Annotated in this window: 15 protein-coding genes and 1 other RNA gene; 9 read left to right on the top strand and 7 right to left on the bottom strand. The window is 69.5% G+C overall.

Annotation, left to right across the window (positions count from 1 at the left end; translation table 11 throughout):
* Nucleotides 1–540: 540 nt before the first annotated feature.
* The 6 genes from RR49_RS15625 to RR49_RS02925 form a co-directional block, all read right to left on the bottom strand.
* Nucleotides 541–810 carry a hypothetical protein gene (locus RR49_RS15625; protein ID WP_048809336.1) on the bottom strand — a complete coding sequence of 90 codons (270 nt, stop codon included), beginning with the start codon at nucleotides 808–810 and terminating at the stop codon, nucleotides 541–543.
* The gene (locus RR49_RS02905; protein WP_045246567.1) at nucleotides 807–1,199 is read right to left on the bottom strand and encodes a hypothetical protein; all 393 of its coding nucleotides are present in this window, start codon (nucleotides 1,197–1,199) and stop codon (nucleotides 807–809) included. Before RR49_RS02905 ends, RR49_RS15625 begins: the two co-directional genes overlap by 4 nt.
* Nucleotides 1,200–1,201: 2 nt before the next feature.
* Nucleotides 1,202–1,717, bottom strand: a complete 516-nt coding sequence (locus RR49_RS02910) for a hypothetical protein (protein WP_045246569.1) — start codon at nucleotides 1,715–1,717, stop codon at nucleotides 1,202–1,204.
* Nucleotides 1,714–2,301, bottom strand: coding sequence for a helix-turn-helix domain-containing protein (locus tag RR49_RS02915; RefSeq protein ID WP_045246571.1), 588 nt, complete (start codon nucleotides 2,299–2,301; stop codon nucleotides 1,714–1,716). The genes RR49_RS02910 and RR49_RS02915 overlap by 4 nt, the downstream gene beginning before the upstream one ends.
* A gap of 153 nt (nucleotides 2,302–2,454) precedes the next feature.
* Nucleotides 2,455–2,745 carry a hypothetical protein gene (locus RR49_RS02920; RefSeq protein WP_045246572.1) on the bottom strand — a complete coding sequence of 97 codons (291 nt, stop codon included), beginning with the start codon at nucleotides 2,743–2,745 and terminating at the stop codon, nucleotides 2,455–2,457.
* A gap of 20 nt (nucleotides 2,746–2,765) precedes the next feature.
* The gene (locus RR49_RS02925) at nucleotides 2,766–3,215 is read right to left on the bottom strand and encodes a hypothetical protein (protein WP_045246574.1); all 450 of its coding nucleotides are present in this window, start codon (nucleotides 3,213–3,215) and stop codon (nucleotides 2,766–2,768) included.
* A gap of 751 nt (nucleotides 3,216–3,966) precedes the next feature.
* On the opposite strand from RR49_RS02925, the gene RR49_RS02930 reads away from it, so the two are divergent.
* From RR49_RS02930 to rnpB, 3 genes are all read left to right on the top strand, one after another.
* Nucleotides 3,967–4,698 (top strand): zinc ribbon domain-containing protein, encoded by a 732-nt coding sequence (locus RR49_RS02930; protein ID WP_045246575.1) that lies wholly within the window; start codon nucleotides 3,967–3,969, stop codon nucleotides 4,696–4,698.
* Between the two features lie 15 nt (nucleotides 4,699–4,713).
* Complete coding sequence (locus RR49_RS02935) at nucleotides 4,714–6,426, top strand: bifunctional 3'-5' exonuclease/DNA polymerase (RefSeq protein ID WP_045246576.1); 1,713 nt, start codon at nucleotides 4,714–4,716, stop codon at nucleotides 6,424–6,426.
* Nucleotides 6,427–6,458: 32 nt separating this feature from the next.
* An RNA gene (rnpB, locus tag RR49_RS15060) (RNase P RNA component class A) lies at nucleotides 6,459–6,813 on the top strand.
* 27 nt (nucleotides 6,814–6,840) lie between these two features.
* On the opposite strand, the gene ppgK is transcribed toward rnpB, so the two are convergent.
* Entirely contained in the window at nucleotides 6,841–7,602 is a 762-nt protein-coding gene (gene ppgK, locus RR49_RS02940; protein ID WP_045246577.1) for a polyphosphate--glucose phosphotransferase, read from the bottom strand.
* 71 nt (nucleotides 7,603–7,673) lie between these two features.
* Between ppgK and RR49_RS02945 the strand changes: the two genes are divergently transcribed.
* The 6 genes from RR49_RS02945 to RR49_RS02970 all read left to right on the top strand — a co-directional run bounded on the left by RR49_RS02945 (nucleotide 7,674) and on the right by RR49_RS02970 (nucleotide 14,560).
* On the top strand, nucleotides 7,674–7,859 hold the full coding sequence (locus RR49_RS02945) for a hypothetical protein (protein ID WP_045246578.1): 186 nt from the start codon (nucleotides 7,674–7,676) through the stop codon (nucleotides 7,857–7,859).
* Between the two features lie 67 nt (nucleotides 7,860–7,926).
* On the top strand, nucleotides 7,927–9,264 hold the full coding sequence (glnA, locus tag RR49_RS02950; protein ID WP_045246579.1) for a type I glutamate--ammonia ligase: 1,338 nt from the start codon (nucleotides 7,927–7,929) through the stop codon (nucleotides 9,262–9,264).
* A gap of 7 nt (nucleotides 9,265–9,271) precedes the next feature.
* The gene (locus RR49_RS02955) at nucleotides 9,272–12,259 is read left to right on the top strand and encodes a bifunctional [glutamine synthetase] adenylyltransferase/[glutamine synthetase]-adenylyl-L-tyrosine phosphorylase (protein ID WP_045246580.1); all 2,988 of its coding nucleotides are present in this window, start codon (nucleotides 9,272–9,274) and stop codon (nucleotides 12,257–12,259) included.
* A 313-nt stretch (nucleotides 12,260–12,572) separates the two neighbouring features.
* Nucleotides 12,573–12,797 carry a helix-turn-helix transcriptional regulator gene (locus RR49_RS15950; protein ID WP_036285107.1) on the top strand — a complete coding sequence of 75 codons (225 nt, stop codon included), beginning with the start codon at nucleotides 12,573–12,575 and terminating at the stop codon, nucleotides 12,795–12,797.
* Nucleotides 12,797–14,119 (top strand): site-specific integrase, encoded by a 1,323-nt coding sequence (locus RR49_RS02965; RefSeq protein ID WP_045246581.1) that lies wholly within the window; start codon nucleotides 12,797–12,799, stop codon nucleotides 14,117–14,119. Before RR49_RS15950 ends, RR49_RS02965 begins: the two co-directional genes overlap by 1 nt.
* Nucleotides 14,120–14,194: 75 nt before the next feature.
* The gene (locus RR49_RS02970) at nucleotides 14,195–14,560 is read left to right on the top strand and encodes a helix-turn-helix domain-containing protein (RefSeq protein WP_211255132.1); all 366 of its coding nucleotides are present in this window, start codon (nucleotides 14,195–14,197) and stop codon (nucleotides 14,558–14,560) included.
* The last annotated feature ends 1 nt before the right edge of the window (nucleotide 14,561 follow it).

Here is a 14,561-nt window from a genome sequence, read left to right on the forward strand (position 1 = left end):
CTCAAGATCAACCAGCTCGACACCATCACCGACGACGTCATCGAAGCCGCCGCCAGCATCCTCGTCATCGGCAATTAGCGACACAAAGCGATCACAGAACACCGCCAAAGAGCGGCAAACTCCACAACCCCCGCCCGCTAAACGGTCCGACTTCACTCTGAGATGAGAGGGCGGGGGTGGGGGTCCGGAGGTGCCCCGGCAGTCCGAGTGTCGAGCTGCGGACTGCCGGGGCGTGCCGTTCGTCACCCGTTAGATGCCCAGGGCTCACCCTGCCGCGCCCTAACGCTCCGGGTGTCCATGCGAGTGCTCGACATGACGAACTGCGCCGGGTGCAACTGAACACCCGGAGTCGTGAGGAGGGGCCGCGCTGGGGAACCTTGCCCGAGCCCAGCGCGGCCCCATTGCTGGAGCGCCGTAACAGAGGGAGAACGGCGCCAGCGGGTGCCAGGTGGTCCCGGAGGTTTCGCGCCCTCCGGGCCTGGCGGGTCCGGCAGCGTCGCCCTCTGGTGTAGCGAGCCGCCGGGGGTCTCTATGGAGTTGTCAGGGGGTGGGAGCTGACGCCTGCTGGCGTGGCCCCGCTCCGAAGTAGTGGGACGCCAGCACTCCGCGCACCCGGTCAGGGATCGAGATTTCGCCCCGCTCTCCGAGGCAATGCACCCGAGCCGCGAACAGCACGTAAACGAGCCCAGATGGCCCAGGGGCGACCCCGGCGCCCTTCGGCACGTAGTAGGTCGTTCCGCCCACCTGAACGGCCTGCGGGCCGATCGGGATCGTTACGGCATCGAGGAGGCGGGGGTGCTGGCCGGTCACGGTGCCGCCTCCAGCTCAGCGAGACGGGCGAGGATGCGCCCCAGGTCATCCAGCGACATCGCCGCGATCGCGTCGGCGGCGCCCTCCACCTCGCGATAGGTCACAGCCACCACGGGCTCCGAGCTGCCCGAGATGCGAGCCTCAGCACGAGCTGAATCGAGAAACGCGCCCAGGTTCGCCGTCGAGGCGGTCGAGGTGGTCGCGATCCAGGCGCCGTCTACGTCCAGGTCGGGCTGGGGGTCGCGGTCGTCTGCGAAGGCGTCGGAGAGCTTGCGGTGCGTCCGGCGCTCCACGACGGCGGCGGGCACGTTGTGCGACTCCAGCACGGCGCTGGCCATCTCAGTGAACCGGCGATGCCGTGGCGCGTGGTGGTACAGGACGGCGGGCATGATCAGTCCGCCTTGCTCAGGATGACGCCGCGGGGCCGCTGGGAGCGCGCGTGTTCGTCGTCGGCGGCGCGGCGCTCTGCGGCCAGGTCCCGGTACTGCGTCGCCTTGGGTGCCGGGGCGCTGCCGAATCGCTGTTGGATGTCGGCGTAGCGCTGGGCGCGCTCCACGGGGTCAACGGTCGCGGCGGCAACCTGTCGGGCGGCGTCGCGGGCGATGATCCATTCCGCGGAGCCCTTCTCGCTCCAGCGCTCCAGGTCTACGGTGCCACGCGCGAACTTCTGCACGCCCCAGCGGCGGAGCTGGGCGTCAACGTCGCCCACGAGGGCCAGGAGCGCGCTCTGAGCCTCCAGGGTGGCCGGGGTCACTCGGATGACATCGCCGCGCCGGTAGACCGTGGCGCCGAAACCGGGGGTACCAAAGTTGGCAGTAGCGCCGCCGACGAGAACGGTAACCGTGTCGTCAGTGGTCCAGGGGCCGGGGGCCAGGAGGTCCATGTCGTCGTCTTCGTGGTTGCTCATGATGCGCTCAGCTCCAGGGTTTCGCGGTCAGGGTCGCGGGCTTCGTTCGGGTCGGCACGGAAGTCCGACGCCAGGTCGAATGCGCCTACGGACTCGGCGGCGAGCGCCAGAGCTTCCTCCTGCTCGGGGTGGCGCTCCAGGTAGGCGTCCACGGCACGGGCCAGCCGTCGAGCATCACGGCGCACAGCCTGCGCGGCGTGAATCTCGGCCTGGATGCTCTCCGCGTCGAGCCCCAGCGAGGCGAGGGCAGAGGCGGCGCGCAAGGCGTGGTCAGCGACGAGAGAGCCCCCGCGGAGGTCGCCCTTCGCGTAGAGCCCTTCGGAGGCCGTGGTGGCGCGCTGGAACATGAGCTGGAGCTGGTCAGCGAGGGCCAGGCCGTCCGCGTCGTCAATGACGATGAGTCGCACGGCATCGTGTCCGCTGCGACGGTGACGGTAGATGCTGCCCAGGGTCACCCCGTAGCGCTCGGCCAGCTCAGCAACGCGCACGCCCGCATCTAGGTCGGCGCGGAGGCTGGCGTAATCATCGTGCCCGCACACCGTGCAGACAGGTGCACCTGAGGCGCGATGCTGAATGGCCTTCATACTTGGTGATATCGGCCCCAGCGTGTCCGATTGGCGCAAATAGCGAAGAATTCTGAGCTGCTTTTCGCGCAGGGGTAGGTCTAGACCGTCAGGTGTTGGCAGTCACAAATGAGCGTTAGCCGCAATGCGGCTGACTTGGCGCGTTTCCAGTGGTCACATGCAATCGGACACTTCGGGGATACCCAGCGCTCCGCGCACCGACTCGCGGGATTGGATCAGCTCCGCGCAGAGGGTGCCGTACGACAGCTCCACCCATCCCTCCACTTCCTGCATTGAGCTGGCCGTCAAAACGATGGAGCGCGAGGGGTCGTCGCCATTGCTCAGGAGCGCAGCGCAGACCTCCCAGTCGTACACCTCGTAACCGTCGTCGGTCTTCTCGATGCGCAGGCCCAGGAGCGCCGCGAGTTCGTTGGTCGTGGGTGCAGGGACGTAAGCCGTGTTCATGATGTTCTCCTCAGGGTGTTCTACGCGGAAGGGGTGGCGGACGACAAGGGCGGAGGGCTCGGGCGCTGGCGGAGAGCTGAGCGCATGCGCTTGACCATGGCGGGGGCCAGCTTCAGCTCTGCCGCCTGCTGCTCCACGGTGAGGCCCTGAAGGGTCGCCAGGGCATCGAGCTGGGCCGCGGTCCAGGTGGAGCCACGGCGCGAGCTGCGCCCGCCTGCTGCTCCACGGCGGCGCTGCTCCGCAATGTAGTCGGCGCTCCAGGTGCCCAGAGTGTAGCGAGCTGCGGCGCGGGCGACGCGGTAGACGGCTGCCTCATCGCCCAGCATGGCGTGGCGCTGGAGGCGCAGGGCGCGGGGGTCGCCCGGTTCGTCTCGGATGATGAAGTGCTCCAGCTGGGAAAACACGTAGGCCTCCAGCGCTGCCCGGAGAGTGCCCAGCTCGGGAGTGTCCGGCCCGCGATCATTCAGCACGCGCCGGGCCAGCCTCCGGAGGTGGAGACTCACCCGGTCATAGCCGGTGCGGCGTTCTTGGCGTGTGGCGACAGCCGGGCGCCGCATGGCCTTGCGCTTGCCGCGAGGGCTGCGAGCTGCGATGAGTTCGGCGTGGAGAGCGTCTACTAGTGCTCTGCTGGATAGCAGAGGGTTATCTGAGCCGTTCCAGCTCTGGTTATCTGAGCCGGTCGGATTAGCTGCCGCGGGGTGTTCAGTCCGGTTATCTGAGCCGTTCCTGTTAGCTGCATCTTCATGAAGTGGGTTGCGTCGAGCGCGCAGGTCGGCGCGCATCTCCTCCAGAGTGAGGCGGCGCTCCGGGCGTGGGCCGGGGTCAGCAAGTACAGTGGTCATCAGGAAACATCTCTGCCGCTCTCGTCTTGCAGGACGGGGGCGGCTTTCCTTTGCCTACCCTCGGCGGCGGTGTGTAGTTGTGGCGTCCGGCTGAGCGGTGCGCCTCCTGTTTGACCTGGCGCCTACGGTACAGCGCCGCCAGCGCTGCGCAGAGGATAGGTCGGCGTGTCGTACCGGGTCCTGGGCGACCTGCCGCGTCCCCCCGGCGTCCCCCTGCGATGCAAATGCAGCCGGACGACGCAACCGTCGGGAGTTGTGCAACGCGAGAAACCGGGGGAGCCCCCGATGAGGTCGCGTTTACACCGTGGATGTCGTCGGTTCGATCCCGGCAGGGCCCACTTCCGGTCGCGACGTCGCCCGCCTGCCGTAGGTTGAGAGGGTGAAAGCCCGACCCGCCGACCAACGCGCCCTCCTCGACGTCGTCGACCTCGACATCCGCATCCGGCAGGCCGTGCACGCGCTCTCCAAGCCGGCACAGGCGCCTCGCCTCGCCGCTCTGCAGGGTGAGGTCGCCGCGGCATCCCGTGTCGTCACCGACCTGCTGGGGGCCAAAGAAGACGCCGATCTCGAAGTCGCGCGCATCGAGGCCGACGTGAAGGTCGTCTCCGAGCGCCGCGCGCGCGACGAGGCCCGTCTCGCCGCGTCAACCAACCCGAAGGACGCGCAGGCGCTCGAGAGCGAGCTCGACTCGCTCGCCCGCCGCACCCGCACGCTCGAAGACGCGGAGCTCGAGGCGATGGAGCGCGTCGAGTCCGCGACCGCGGCGGTGGCCGACGCCGAGGCGATCGTGGCGACGCTCGTCGACGAGCGGGACACCCTCGAGGCCGCAGCGGGCGCAGAGGCGGCGGTGCAGAACCAGCGCCGGTCGACCGCCGAGCGCGACCGCGCCGGTGTGGCCGCAGGGGTGCCCGCCGACCTGCTGGCCCGGTATGACCTGCTCGCGACCCGCAATGCCGGTGCCGCTCTCCTGCGTCGCCGCACGTGCGAGGGATGCCGCATGGAGCTCTCCGGCACCGAGCTGCAGGCCGTGCGCTCAGCCGCCGACGACGATGTGGTCGAGTGCCCGCAGTGCGGCTGCATCCTCGTACGCACGGAGGAGTCCGGGCTGTGAGCCCGACGCGGACGCATGTCCGCGTCTGAGCCGTCACCGGCGTGGCGACTCGTCGGCACGGACGGGGACGGAGAGATCGCTGTCGTCGAGCTCGATGGCGCGGGCGCCGAGATCTCTCGTGCGGGCGTGACGTCCGGCGGGCTGATCGAACTGGCGCGCACTCACACCGACGACGTGCGCTGGGTGTGGAGCGACACGGCGCGCTGGTATCCGCCGCTTCTGGCCGCCGGCGCGCGCGTGCGGCGGGTGCACGATCTCCGCGCGGTACGGGCGATTCTGCGCACCGCCGAGTCGGTGCCCGAGTCCGCACGGCTGCCGACGCATGCCGCGTGGTCCGCGCCCGCGGCCTGGGAGGAGGCGCCCGACTCCCGCGAGGCGCTGTTCGAGGTCGAGACGATCGCCGCGCGCGATGCGCCGTCGGATCTCGCGAGCGGCCACCGGGAGTTCGCCGCGCAGTTGGCCGCGCTCGACGCGGCATCCGGCCGGCTGAGACTCCTCGCCGTCGCGGAATCGACGGGAGCGCTCGTCGCCGCGGAGATGCGGGCAGCCGGCCTCCCGTGGGACGTCGCCACCCACACGAGGCTGCTCGACGAGACGTTGGGCGAGCGGGTCGGGGGCAGCAGGCGCCATGTGGATGCCGCGGCCGCCGCCGTGCGAACCGCCCTCGACGATCCCGACGTCGCGCTCGATTCCCCGCCGCGCCTGCTGCGCGCCCTGCATCGGGCGGGACTCGCCGTCTCGTCGACCAGCAAATGGGAGCTGGAGGACCTCGACCATCCGGTGGTCGCCCCGCTGCTCGCGTACAAGCGCCTGATGCGGCTGCTCACAGCGAACGGCGAGAACTGGATCGCGACGTGGGTGCGCGGCGGCCGCTTCCGGCCCGTCTACGTGCCGAGCGGCGTCGTCACGGGACGCTGGGCCTCGAGCGGCGGCGGCGCGCTTCAGATCCCGCGGTCCCTGCGCCCCGCGGTGCGCGCCGATCCCGGCTGGCTGCTCGTCAGCGCCGACGTCGCCCAGCTCGAGCCGCGGGTGCTCGCCGGAATGTCGCGCGACCGGGCGATGGCGCGTGCGGCCGCGGGCACCGACCTGTACGCCGGCATCGTGAGCACCGGAGTCGTGACCACCCGCCAAGAGGCGAAGATCGCCGTGCTCGGTGCGATGTACGGCGCAACGACCGGCGACAGCGGCCGCCTGGTGCCGCGCCTGCGCCGCGCGTTCCCCGCCGCGATGCGGCTCGTCGACGACGCCGCCGTAGCCGGCGAGGAGGGGCGTGTCGTCTCCACCTGGCTCGGCCGCACCTCGCCATCCGCCGGATCCGCGTTCACCCGCTCCCAGTTCGAGGCCTCGCTCGACGAGACCGACGCGGCCACCGAGAAGCAGGCTCGACGACGAGCCCGCGACCGCGGGCGGTTCACCCGCAACTACGTCGTGCAGGGCACCGCCGCGGAATGGGCGCTGTGCTGGCTCGCCGAGACGCGGCGGTCACTGCTCGCGCTCACGGCGCCCGGCGCGGAAGCCGCGGCATCCGGACCTGCCCAGTCGGGCGCACCGCACATCGCTTTCTTCCTGCACGACGAGATCATCGTGCACACGCCGGCCGAACTTGCCGACCAGGTCGCCGCGATCGTGACGGATGCCGCGGCCCGCGCCGGCCGCCTTATGTTCGGCGAGTTCCCCATCGACTTCCCGCTCGACGTGCGCATCGCCCCCGACGCGGGGAAGCCGTAAGAGGTCGGCGCCGGTAGAATCCAAGACGCGAATGGGTCGGCCAGACGGTCGCGTCGCGGGAGACCGCGCCGAGGAACGTCCGGGCTCCGCAGGGCAGGGCGGTGGGTAACACCCACCCGGAGCAATCCGCGAGACAGTGCCACAGAGAGCAGACCGCCGGCAGCAGTCGGTAAGGGTGAAAGGGTGGTGTAAGAGACCACCGGGGGCGCGGTGACGCGCCCCGCACGGTAAACCTCGCCCGGAGCAAGGCCAGACAGGGGATGTTGACGCGGCCCGCCGAGTCCCCGGGTAGGCCGCTGGAGCGTCACGGCAACGTGACGCCGAGAGAGATGACCGTCACCGGGGTTCGCCCCGGGACAGAACCCGGCGTATCGGCCGGCCCATTCGCCCGCCGATACGCCGGATCAGCGCCGATCAGTCCAGGGCGAGCGAAGCCGCGCCGATGATGCCGGCGTTGTTCTGGTGCACCGCCGGGATGATCGGGGTGCGCAGCTTCAGCAGGCTCAGGAACTCGTCCGCGTGCTTGGAGACGCCGCCGCCCACGACGAACAGGTCGGGGCTGAAGAGCGCCTCGAGGTGGGAGTAGTACCACTGCAGGCGCTTGGCCCACTTCTTCCACGTCAGCTCGTCGCGCTCCATGGCGGAGTACGCCGCGTAGAACTCCGCGTCCTTGCGGTGGTTCTTGCGCTCGATGTGGCCGAGCTCCGAGTTCGGGATGAGCACGCCGTTGTAGAGCAGCGCGGTGCCGATCCCGGTGCCGAGGGTCGTGAGGATCGTCAGGCCCTTCGCGTCACGGGCGGCGCCGTAGCGCACCTCTGCGAGGCCCGCGACATCCGCGTCGTTGGCGAAGTGGATGCCGCGCCCCAGCCCCTGCTCGAAGAATTCCTCTGCCGGAAAGTCGATCCAGGTCTCGGCGACGTTCGCCGCCGACAGCGTGCGACCGTTCTTGACGATGGCCGGGAACGCGACGCCGAGCTCGAGGTCGGAGCCACTCACCTCGAGCGTCTCGAGCACCTGCTGTACCGCGGCGAGCACGTCCTTCGGCTCCGCGCCCTTGGGCGTGGGCACCTTGATGCGCTCACTCACCAGCTCGCCGGCGACCAGGTCGACGACACCGCCCTTGATACCCGTTCCACCGATGTCGATTCCGACTGCGCGCGACTTCTCTGTAGCCATGCGTGAAGCTTATCCATGCCGACAGGGGTGCTCAGTAGGATCGGACCAACGTGACGCCGAGGAGGGCACCCGTGAGCGACGACGAGAACAGCTACTGGTACAACCTGACCACCAAGCAGGTCGAGCACGGACTCCTCTCGCCCGCGGTCGACCGCGCGGGTCCCTTCGCCACAGCAGAGGAGGCGGCGCGCGCTCCGGAGATCATCGCGGAGCGTTCCCGCAAGTGGTCCGAGGACGACGCGCGCGACGACGCCTGAGGTGCGTCGCACGGGGCTCCGGACGAAATAGGCTGAACGCACACACTCGTCCGAGGAAAGGCACGCGATGGACAAGCAGCGGGACTTCGTGCTGCGCACGATCGAGGAGCGCGGCGTCAAGTTCATCCGCCTCTGGTTCACCGATGTGATCGGCACCCTGAAGTCGGTGGCGATCGCCCCGGCCGAGGTGGAGGGCGCGTTCAGCGAGGGCCTCGGTTTCGACGGCTCTGCGATCGAGGGCCTCACCCGCTCGTACGAGTCGGATCTGCTGGCGCACGCCGACCCGACGACGTTCCAGATCCTGCCCTGGCGGGGCGAGGTCGACCCGACGGCGCGCATGTTCTGCGACATCACGACGCCCGACGGACAGCCCGCGGTCGCGGACCCGCGTCACGTGCTCAAGCGTGCGCTGGCGAAGGCCGCCGACGCCGGCTTCACGTTCTACACGCACCCCGAGATCGAGTTCTACCTGCTCAAGTCGTCGTCGTACGGCCCCGACGGACCCGAGCCCGTCGACTCGGCCGGTTACTTCGACAACGTGCCCGGCGGCACGGCGCACGACTTCCGTCGGCGGTCGGTGCGCATGCTCGAAGACCTCGGCATCTCGGTCGAGTACAGCCACCACGAGGGCGGCCCCGGTCAGAACGAGATCGACCTGCGCTACGCCGACGCACTGACGACGGCCGACAACATCATGACCTTCCGCACGGTGATCAAGGAGGTGGCGATCGAGCAGGGCGTCTACGCGACGTTCATGCCGAAGCCGCTGAGCGGACAGCCCGGATCGGGCATGCACACGCACATCTCGCTCTTCGAGGGCGATCAGAACGCCTTCTACGAGGAGGGCGCCCAGTACCAGCTCTCGAAGGTCGGCCGACACTTCATCGCGGGGCTGCTGCGTCACGCGAACGAGATCTCGGCCGTGACCAACCAGTTCGTGAACTCGTACAAGCGGCTGTGGGGCGGCGACGAGGCTCCGAGCTTCATCTGCTGGGGCCACAACAACCGCTCGGCTCTCGTGCGCGTTCCGCTGTACAAGCCGAACAAGGGTCAGTCCTCGCGTGTCGAGTACCGCGCGCTCGACTCGGCCGCGAACCCCTACCTCGCGTTCGCGCTGCTGCTCGCGGCGGGCCTGAAGGGCATCGAGGAGGAGTACGAGCTGCCGGCCGAGGCCGAGGACAACGTCTGGTCGCTCAGCGACTCCGAGCGCCGCGCACTCGGCTACGCGCCGCTGCCGACGAGCCTCGACCAGGCCCTCCGCTTCATGGAGGAGTCCGAGCTCGTCGCCGAGACGCTGGGGGAGCAGGTCTTCAACTACGTGCTGCTCAACAAGCGCAAGGAATGGCAGGGCTACCGCTCGCAGGTCACCCCCTTCGAGCTGAAGAGCAACCTCGAGATGCTCTGACGGGCCGATGGCCACGTCCGACCGGTCGCACACGCGCACCGACCTCGTCCGCTACGGCTTCGGCCATGTGGATGCCGCAGAGGCGGCTCTCGACGAGCTTGCGCTGCTGTGCGGGATCGATCGTGATGCGATCCTCTCGCGTGTGGTCACGGTCGGCGACCCGGATGCGGCGCTGACCGGCATTCTGCGCGTCGCCCGGCGGGATGCCGCCGCGGTCGCGCCCGTGCTCACCGATCACCGGGGCGCGGCCGCGCTCTGGGCGCTGACGGGGGCGTCCGAGGGGTTCGCGGACTTCTACTTCCGCCGACCTGCGCAGCTCGCGGACCTGCTCGGCCGGGAGCCGACCGTGCCGGACGCCGCCGAGCTCACTCACGAGCTTCTCGCGTCGGTCGAGGCGGTCGACGGTTTCGCCGCCGACGGGGGAGAGGCCTCGTGGGTGGCGCTGCGCGTGCGGTACCGCACCCTCCTCGCCCGCATCGCGGCCTACGACCTGCTCGCCCCCGATGCACCGGCCCATGTCGATCTCGTGGCTGCCGCACTCGCGGATGCCGCGGGGGCGGCGCTGGAGGCATCGCTCGCGGTCGCGCGCACCCGGCTGTCGGCTTCCATGTTCCCCCGCGACGACGTCGCTGCGGTCGCGCTCGCGATCATCGGCATGGGCAAGACCGGCGCGCGCGAACTCAACTACGTGTCCGACGTCGACGTCATCTTCGTCGGCGACGCGGACGAGGCCACCACCGAGCGGCTCGGCGGCAGCCGCGTGGTCGACATCGCCACCCGTCTCGCCGTGCAGACGATGCGCGGCATCTCGAGCATGGAGATCGAGCCGCCCCTGTGGGAGGTCGACGCGAACCTGCGCCCGGAGGGCAAGCAGGGCGCCCTCGTGCGCACGCTCGAATCCCACCTGTCGTACTACGACCGATGGGCGTCGAGCTGGGAGTTCCAGGCCCTGCTGAAGGCCCGCGCGATCGCCGGCGATCCGGACCTCGGCGCACGCTACATCGAGGCGGTCGCCCCCAAGGTCTGGTCGAGCGCCGCCCGCACGAACTTCGTCGACAGCGTGCAGCGCATGCGCGAGCGGGTCACCGAGCACATCCCCGCCGACGACGTGCCCTTCCAGCTCAAACTCGGGCCCGGCGGCATCCGAGACGTCGAGTTCACGGTGCAGTTGCTCCAGCTCGTACACGGATTGACGGATGCGACCGTGCGCGAGCGCGGCACACTGCCCGCCCTCGCGGCGCTCGTCGACGGCGGCTACATCGGGCGGGCGGATGCCGCGGTCTTCGCGTCCGACTACCGGGTGCTGCGGGTACTCGAGCACCGCGTGCAGCTGCGACGTCTGAGCCGGACCCATCTGATGCCGCGGGAAGAGGACGAGCGTCGTGTGCTCGCCCGCACGAGTGGGCTGGCGGGGTCGGCTGCGGAGATCTGGGAGCTGTGGGAGCGGATAAAGCGCGACGTGCGCGACGTGCACGTGCGGCTCTTCTACCGTCCACTGCTGTCGGCGGTCGCCTCGCTGGGCGAGGGGGAGCGCACGCTGTCGCCCGAGCAGGCGCACGACCGCCTCACCGCGATCGGATTCCACGACCCGGCGGGGGCGCTGCGCCACATCGCCGCGCTCACCTCCGGTCTCAGTCGCAAGGCCACGATCCAGCGCCACCTCATGCCTGTGATGCTGCGCTGGTTCGCCGACGGCGTCGACCCCGACTACGGCCTCCTCGCGTTCCGTCGGGTGAGTGAGCGACTGGGCGACACCGCGTGGTTCCTGCGAGTGCTTCGTGACTCCTCGGGGGCGGCGGAGCGACTCACCCGGGTGCTGTCCGGCTCCCGGTACATCGGCGAGCTGATGGAGTGGATCCCGGAGTCCGTCGCCTGGCTCGACGACAACGCGTTGCTGCGGCCGCGGTCGGGCGTCGCGCTGCAGGACGAGGCGCGCGCCATCCAGACGCGGCATCCCGAGACGGAGGAGGCCATGCGCTCCGTGCGGGCGCTGCGTCGACGCGAGCTGCTGCGCACGGCGATGGGCGCGGTGCTCGGCGTCCTGACGATCGATGAGATCGCGGCCGCACTGTCGACGATCACGGATGTCGCGATCCAGGCGACCCTCCGGGCCGTGCGCCGCGAGGTCGTCCCTCCGGAGGACGACGCGCTCGACTTCTCCGTGATCGCGATGGGCCGCCTCGGCGGCGCCGAGCTCGGTTTCGGCTCCGACGCGGATGTCATGTACGTCTATCGTCCGAACGGGGTCGACCCGCAGCGCGCCCACGAGCTCGCCCTGCGCCTCGTCGCGGCGCTACGCGCCTCCTCAGAGGACCATCGTGCACCCCTCGACCTCGACGCCGATCTGCGCCCCGAGGGGCGCAACGGCCCGCTGGCGCGGTCGCTCGACGCCTACACGGAGTACTACCGGCGCTGGTCGCTCTCGTGGGAGGCGCAGGCACTCCTTCGCGCTCGCGGCGTCGCGGGGAGCGTGAAGCTGGTCACGGCCTTCTTCGAGGTGGCCGACGAGGTGCGCTACCCCCGCGATGTCGACGTGCAGGGCCTGCGCGAGATCAAGCGCATCAAGGCGCGCGTCGAGAGCGAACGGCTCCCACAGGGCGTTCGGCCGGAGCGCCATCTCAAGCTCGGCCCGGGCGGACTCAGCGACGTCGAATGGCTCGTGCAACTGCTTCAGCACGAGCACGCCGGTCGGCTCCCCGCCCTCCGCACGACGTCCACGCTCGCCGCGCTATCGGTCGCCGTGGACGAGGGACTCATCCCGCGGCCCGCCTACGAGCGGCTGAGCGAGGCCTGGCGCCTCGCGTCGCGTCTCCGGTCGGCCAACACGCTGCTCTCCGGACAGACCAGCGACGTGCTGCCCACCGATCGCGCGCGCCTCGAGGGCATCGCTCGCCTCCTCGAGTACCCGCCCGGCTCCGCGACCCGCGTCGAGGAGGACTGGATGCGCGCCTCGCGCCGGGCACGGCAGGTGTTCGAGCGCCTCTTCTACGGCTGAACCCGGCCGCGTCGGACACGCGGGCCGCGCGCGACCGCCGTGCGGGAGTGCCGAAGGGCCCCGGCCTGCGTGTGCAGTCCGGGGCCCTCGACGAGGCATCCGATCAGACGCCGAAGTACAGCTCGGCTTGAGGATCTGAGAACCGTAGGGAGTTCCACAGGCTCACACTTCCCTGCAAAGACAGGGAAATGCAATGGTGAGCATGGGTGGGGTCGCTGCTGCGGCTGTCCGAGAACCCGTCCGTTTACTCGATTCTTGGCCGTCCTACGGGGTTCGCTGGAGGTCGACGGGTGGTGCCGCCTACCTCATTGGTATGAGCGACGCCCGCCCCCGCCTCTGGACTCCGCAGGAGCTTGCAGAGTACACGGGTATCCCGATCAGGACGCTCGCTGACTGGCGGACAGAGCGTGCGCGGAGCCGAGGTCTCGGCTTGCCGTTCGTCGCGCTCTCGTCGCACAACGTTCGCTACCGCGATGAGGACGTCGAGGCGTTCATCGCGGGGCGGATCGTGGCCCCGACGGATAGGGCGGGCGACTGATGGCGCGGCCGAAGCGTGCGCTCGGCGAACTCGGCAAGGTGACCTACACCGTCGAGCCGAACGGCCTGGTCATCGCGCGAGCGCGGATCTATGACGGCAACGGGCAGGAGCGTCGTCCCAGCGGCAGCGGCGCGACCGAGGCTGAGGCGCTGGCGGCGTTGCAGGAAGCGGCCGATGTCGCTGTCGGTCGAGTGCTGGCGCGACGGACTCAGGTCATGACGGTCGCTGAGCTGGCGACTACATGGCTGAAGACGGCGTATCACGATGACGATCCGCGGGTGCTGCGCCAGCGCCGCGAGCAGACCGTCGACGGCTACGCGTCGGTGGTCCGCGCGCATGTCATCCCGCGCGCCGGTGCCATCCCCATTGCCGACATCACCGCTGATCGCGCCGACGGGCTGCTCATGGACATCGCCCGAGAGAAGTCGGTGACGACGGCGAACAAAGTTCGGAATGTGATGTCGCTCATGTTCGACTGGGCGATCCAGCAGGGGCATTTCTCGGCTGCCGGGTCGATCCAGAAGACCCTGTATGGAGCGGTCGTCGTGGCGAACCCCATCCGAGCGACCAGAAGGGCGGATGAGCCGGACACGGTGTACTTCGAACTGGACGCGGTGCAGGTCAAGTTCATCCTCCACCTGATCCGCGATGTGTGGCCCGAGCGGCACCGGAAGCGGTATCCGGTGGGCCGACGGCCCAACTACAAGCTGCTCGCCGACTACATCCTCATCACGCTCGGCACCTCCGAGCGGACAGCAGAACCGATTGCGATCCGGTTCCAGGACGTGCGGTTCGAGGCCGTGGATCAACCGGATGGAAGCCTCACGATGGAGGCGCTCGTCTGGGTCGGCGGGACGATGGTTCGCACCAAGTCCCGCGGCCTGTTCCGTCAGGACTCACCCAAAGCGGAGCGGCAGAAGCGTTGGGTTCGCGTGCCGAAGTTCGCAGCCAAGGTTCTGAGTGAACTCGTGGCGAGCCACGTTCCCGATCCCGAACGGAATCCAGACGACGTCCTGTTCACTACCGAGCGCGGCCGTCCGCGCGATCCCAGCGCGGTCGGCGAACTGTTGCGGATGTTCCGCCGCGAGTTCGAGCCGGAGCTGCTGGCTATCGGGGTCGATGCCGAGCACCTCACCTTCCGTAGCCTCCGCAAGGCCGTCGCTGCGGCGGTATCGGACACGGCCGGCGTCGAGGTCGCACGCGATCTGCTCGGGCACAGTGACGCGGCGATCACCGAGGGGCACTACGCGAAGCGCCCTGATCTCATCGTCGAAGTCGCGGCCGATGCGCTCGACGAGGTGTTCGCGGGCATCGACGCATGAACTGCCGCGAAGAGGGAGAACTGATGATGCACAGATACGCTTGGCTGACTGTGCAGGTGGAGGTAGGATGTGAGCATGACCCCGGCACCCTTGACGATCGACCCCGAGGACGTGCGCGCCAGCGCGCGGGAGACTTCGGAGCTCCCCGCCTGGTTGGAGAAGGTGGCGGAGTACGTCCAGCGCGCGGCCTCCGAGGGCGAGACCGTCACGTTGACGGCGAAGCAGCGGATGCTCACCCCGGAGCAGGTCGCATCGCTGACCGGGGTGTCGCGCTCCACTATCTCTCGCAAGATCAAGGCGGGGGAGATTCACGCCGTCAAGGTCGGCAACCGCAACCGCATCCCCTACGAGGAATACCAGCGGTGGTGGGACCAGGCGATGGGCGACGTGATCGAGCTGGTGCGCGATGACCTCCGGGAAGACCTTTTCGGCACCCGGTGAC

This window comes from Microbacterium ginsengisoli (assembly GCF_000956535.1).
GTDB classification, from domain to species: domain Bacteria; phylum Actinomycetota; class Actinomycetes; order Actinomycetales; family Microbacteriaceae; genus Microbacterium; species Microbacterium ginsengisoli.

What these genes read in the sequence shown, in the direction of transcription:
- RR49_RS02905 (WP_045246567.1), bottom strand. Translation starts at nt 1,199, where the DNA reads ATGCCCGCCGTCCTGTACCACCACGCGCCACGGCATCGCCGGTTCACT.
- RR49_RS02910 (WP_045246569.1), bottom strand. Translation starts at nt 1,717, where the DNA reads ATGAGCAACCACGAAGACGACGACATGGACCTCCTGGCCCCCGGCCCC.
- RR49_RS02915 (WP_045246571.1), bottom strand. Translation starts at nt 2,301, where the DNA reads ATGAAGGCCATTCAGCATCGCGCCTCAGGTGCACCTGTCTGCACGGTG.
- RR49_RS02920 (WP_045246572.1), bottom strand. Translation starts at nt 2,745, where the DNA reads ATGAACACGGCTTACGTCCCTGCACCCACGACCAACGAACTCGCGGCG.
- RR49_RS02935 (WP_045246576.1), top strand. Translation starts at nt 4,714, where the DNA reads ATGTCCGCGTCTGAGCCGTCACCGGCGTGGCGACTCGTCGGCACGGAC.
- ppgK (WP_045246577.1), bottom strand. Translation starts at nt 7,602, where the DNA reads ATGGCTACAGAGAAGTCGCGCGCAGTCGGAATCGACATCGGTGGAACG.
- glnA (WP_045246579.1), top strand. Translation starts at nt 7,927, where the DNA reads ATGGACAAGCAGCGGGACTTCGTGCTGCGCACGATCGAGGAGCGCGGC.
- RR49_RS02955 (WP_045246580.1), top strand. Translation starts at nt 9,272, where the DNA reads ATGGCCACGTCCGACCGGTCGCACACGCGCACCGACCTCGTCCGCTAC.
- RR49_RS15950 (WP_036285107.1), top strand. Translation starts at nt 12,573, where the DNA reads ATGAGCGACGCCCGCCCCCGCCTCTGGACTCCGCAGGAGCTTGCAGAG.
- RR49_RS02965 (WP_045246581.1), top strand. Translation starts at nt 12,797, where the DNA reads ATGGCGCGGCCGAAGCGTGCGCTCGGCGAACTCGGCAAGGTGACCTAC.
- RR49_RS02970 (WP_211255132.1), top strand. Translation starts at nt 14,195, where the DNA reads ATGACCCCGGCACCCTTGACGATCGACCCCGAGGACGTGCGCGCCAGC.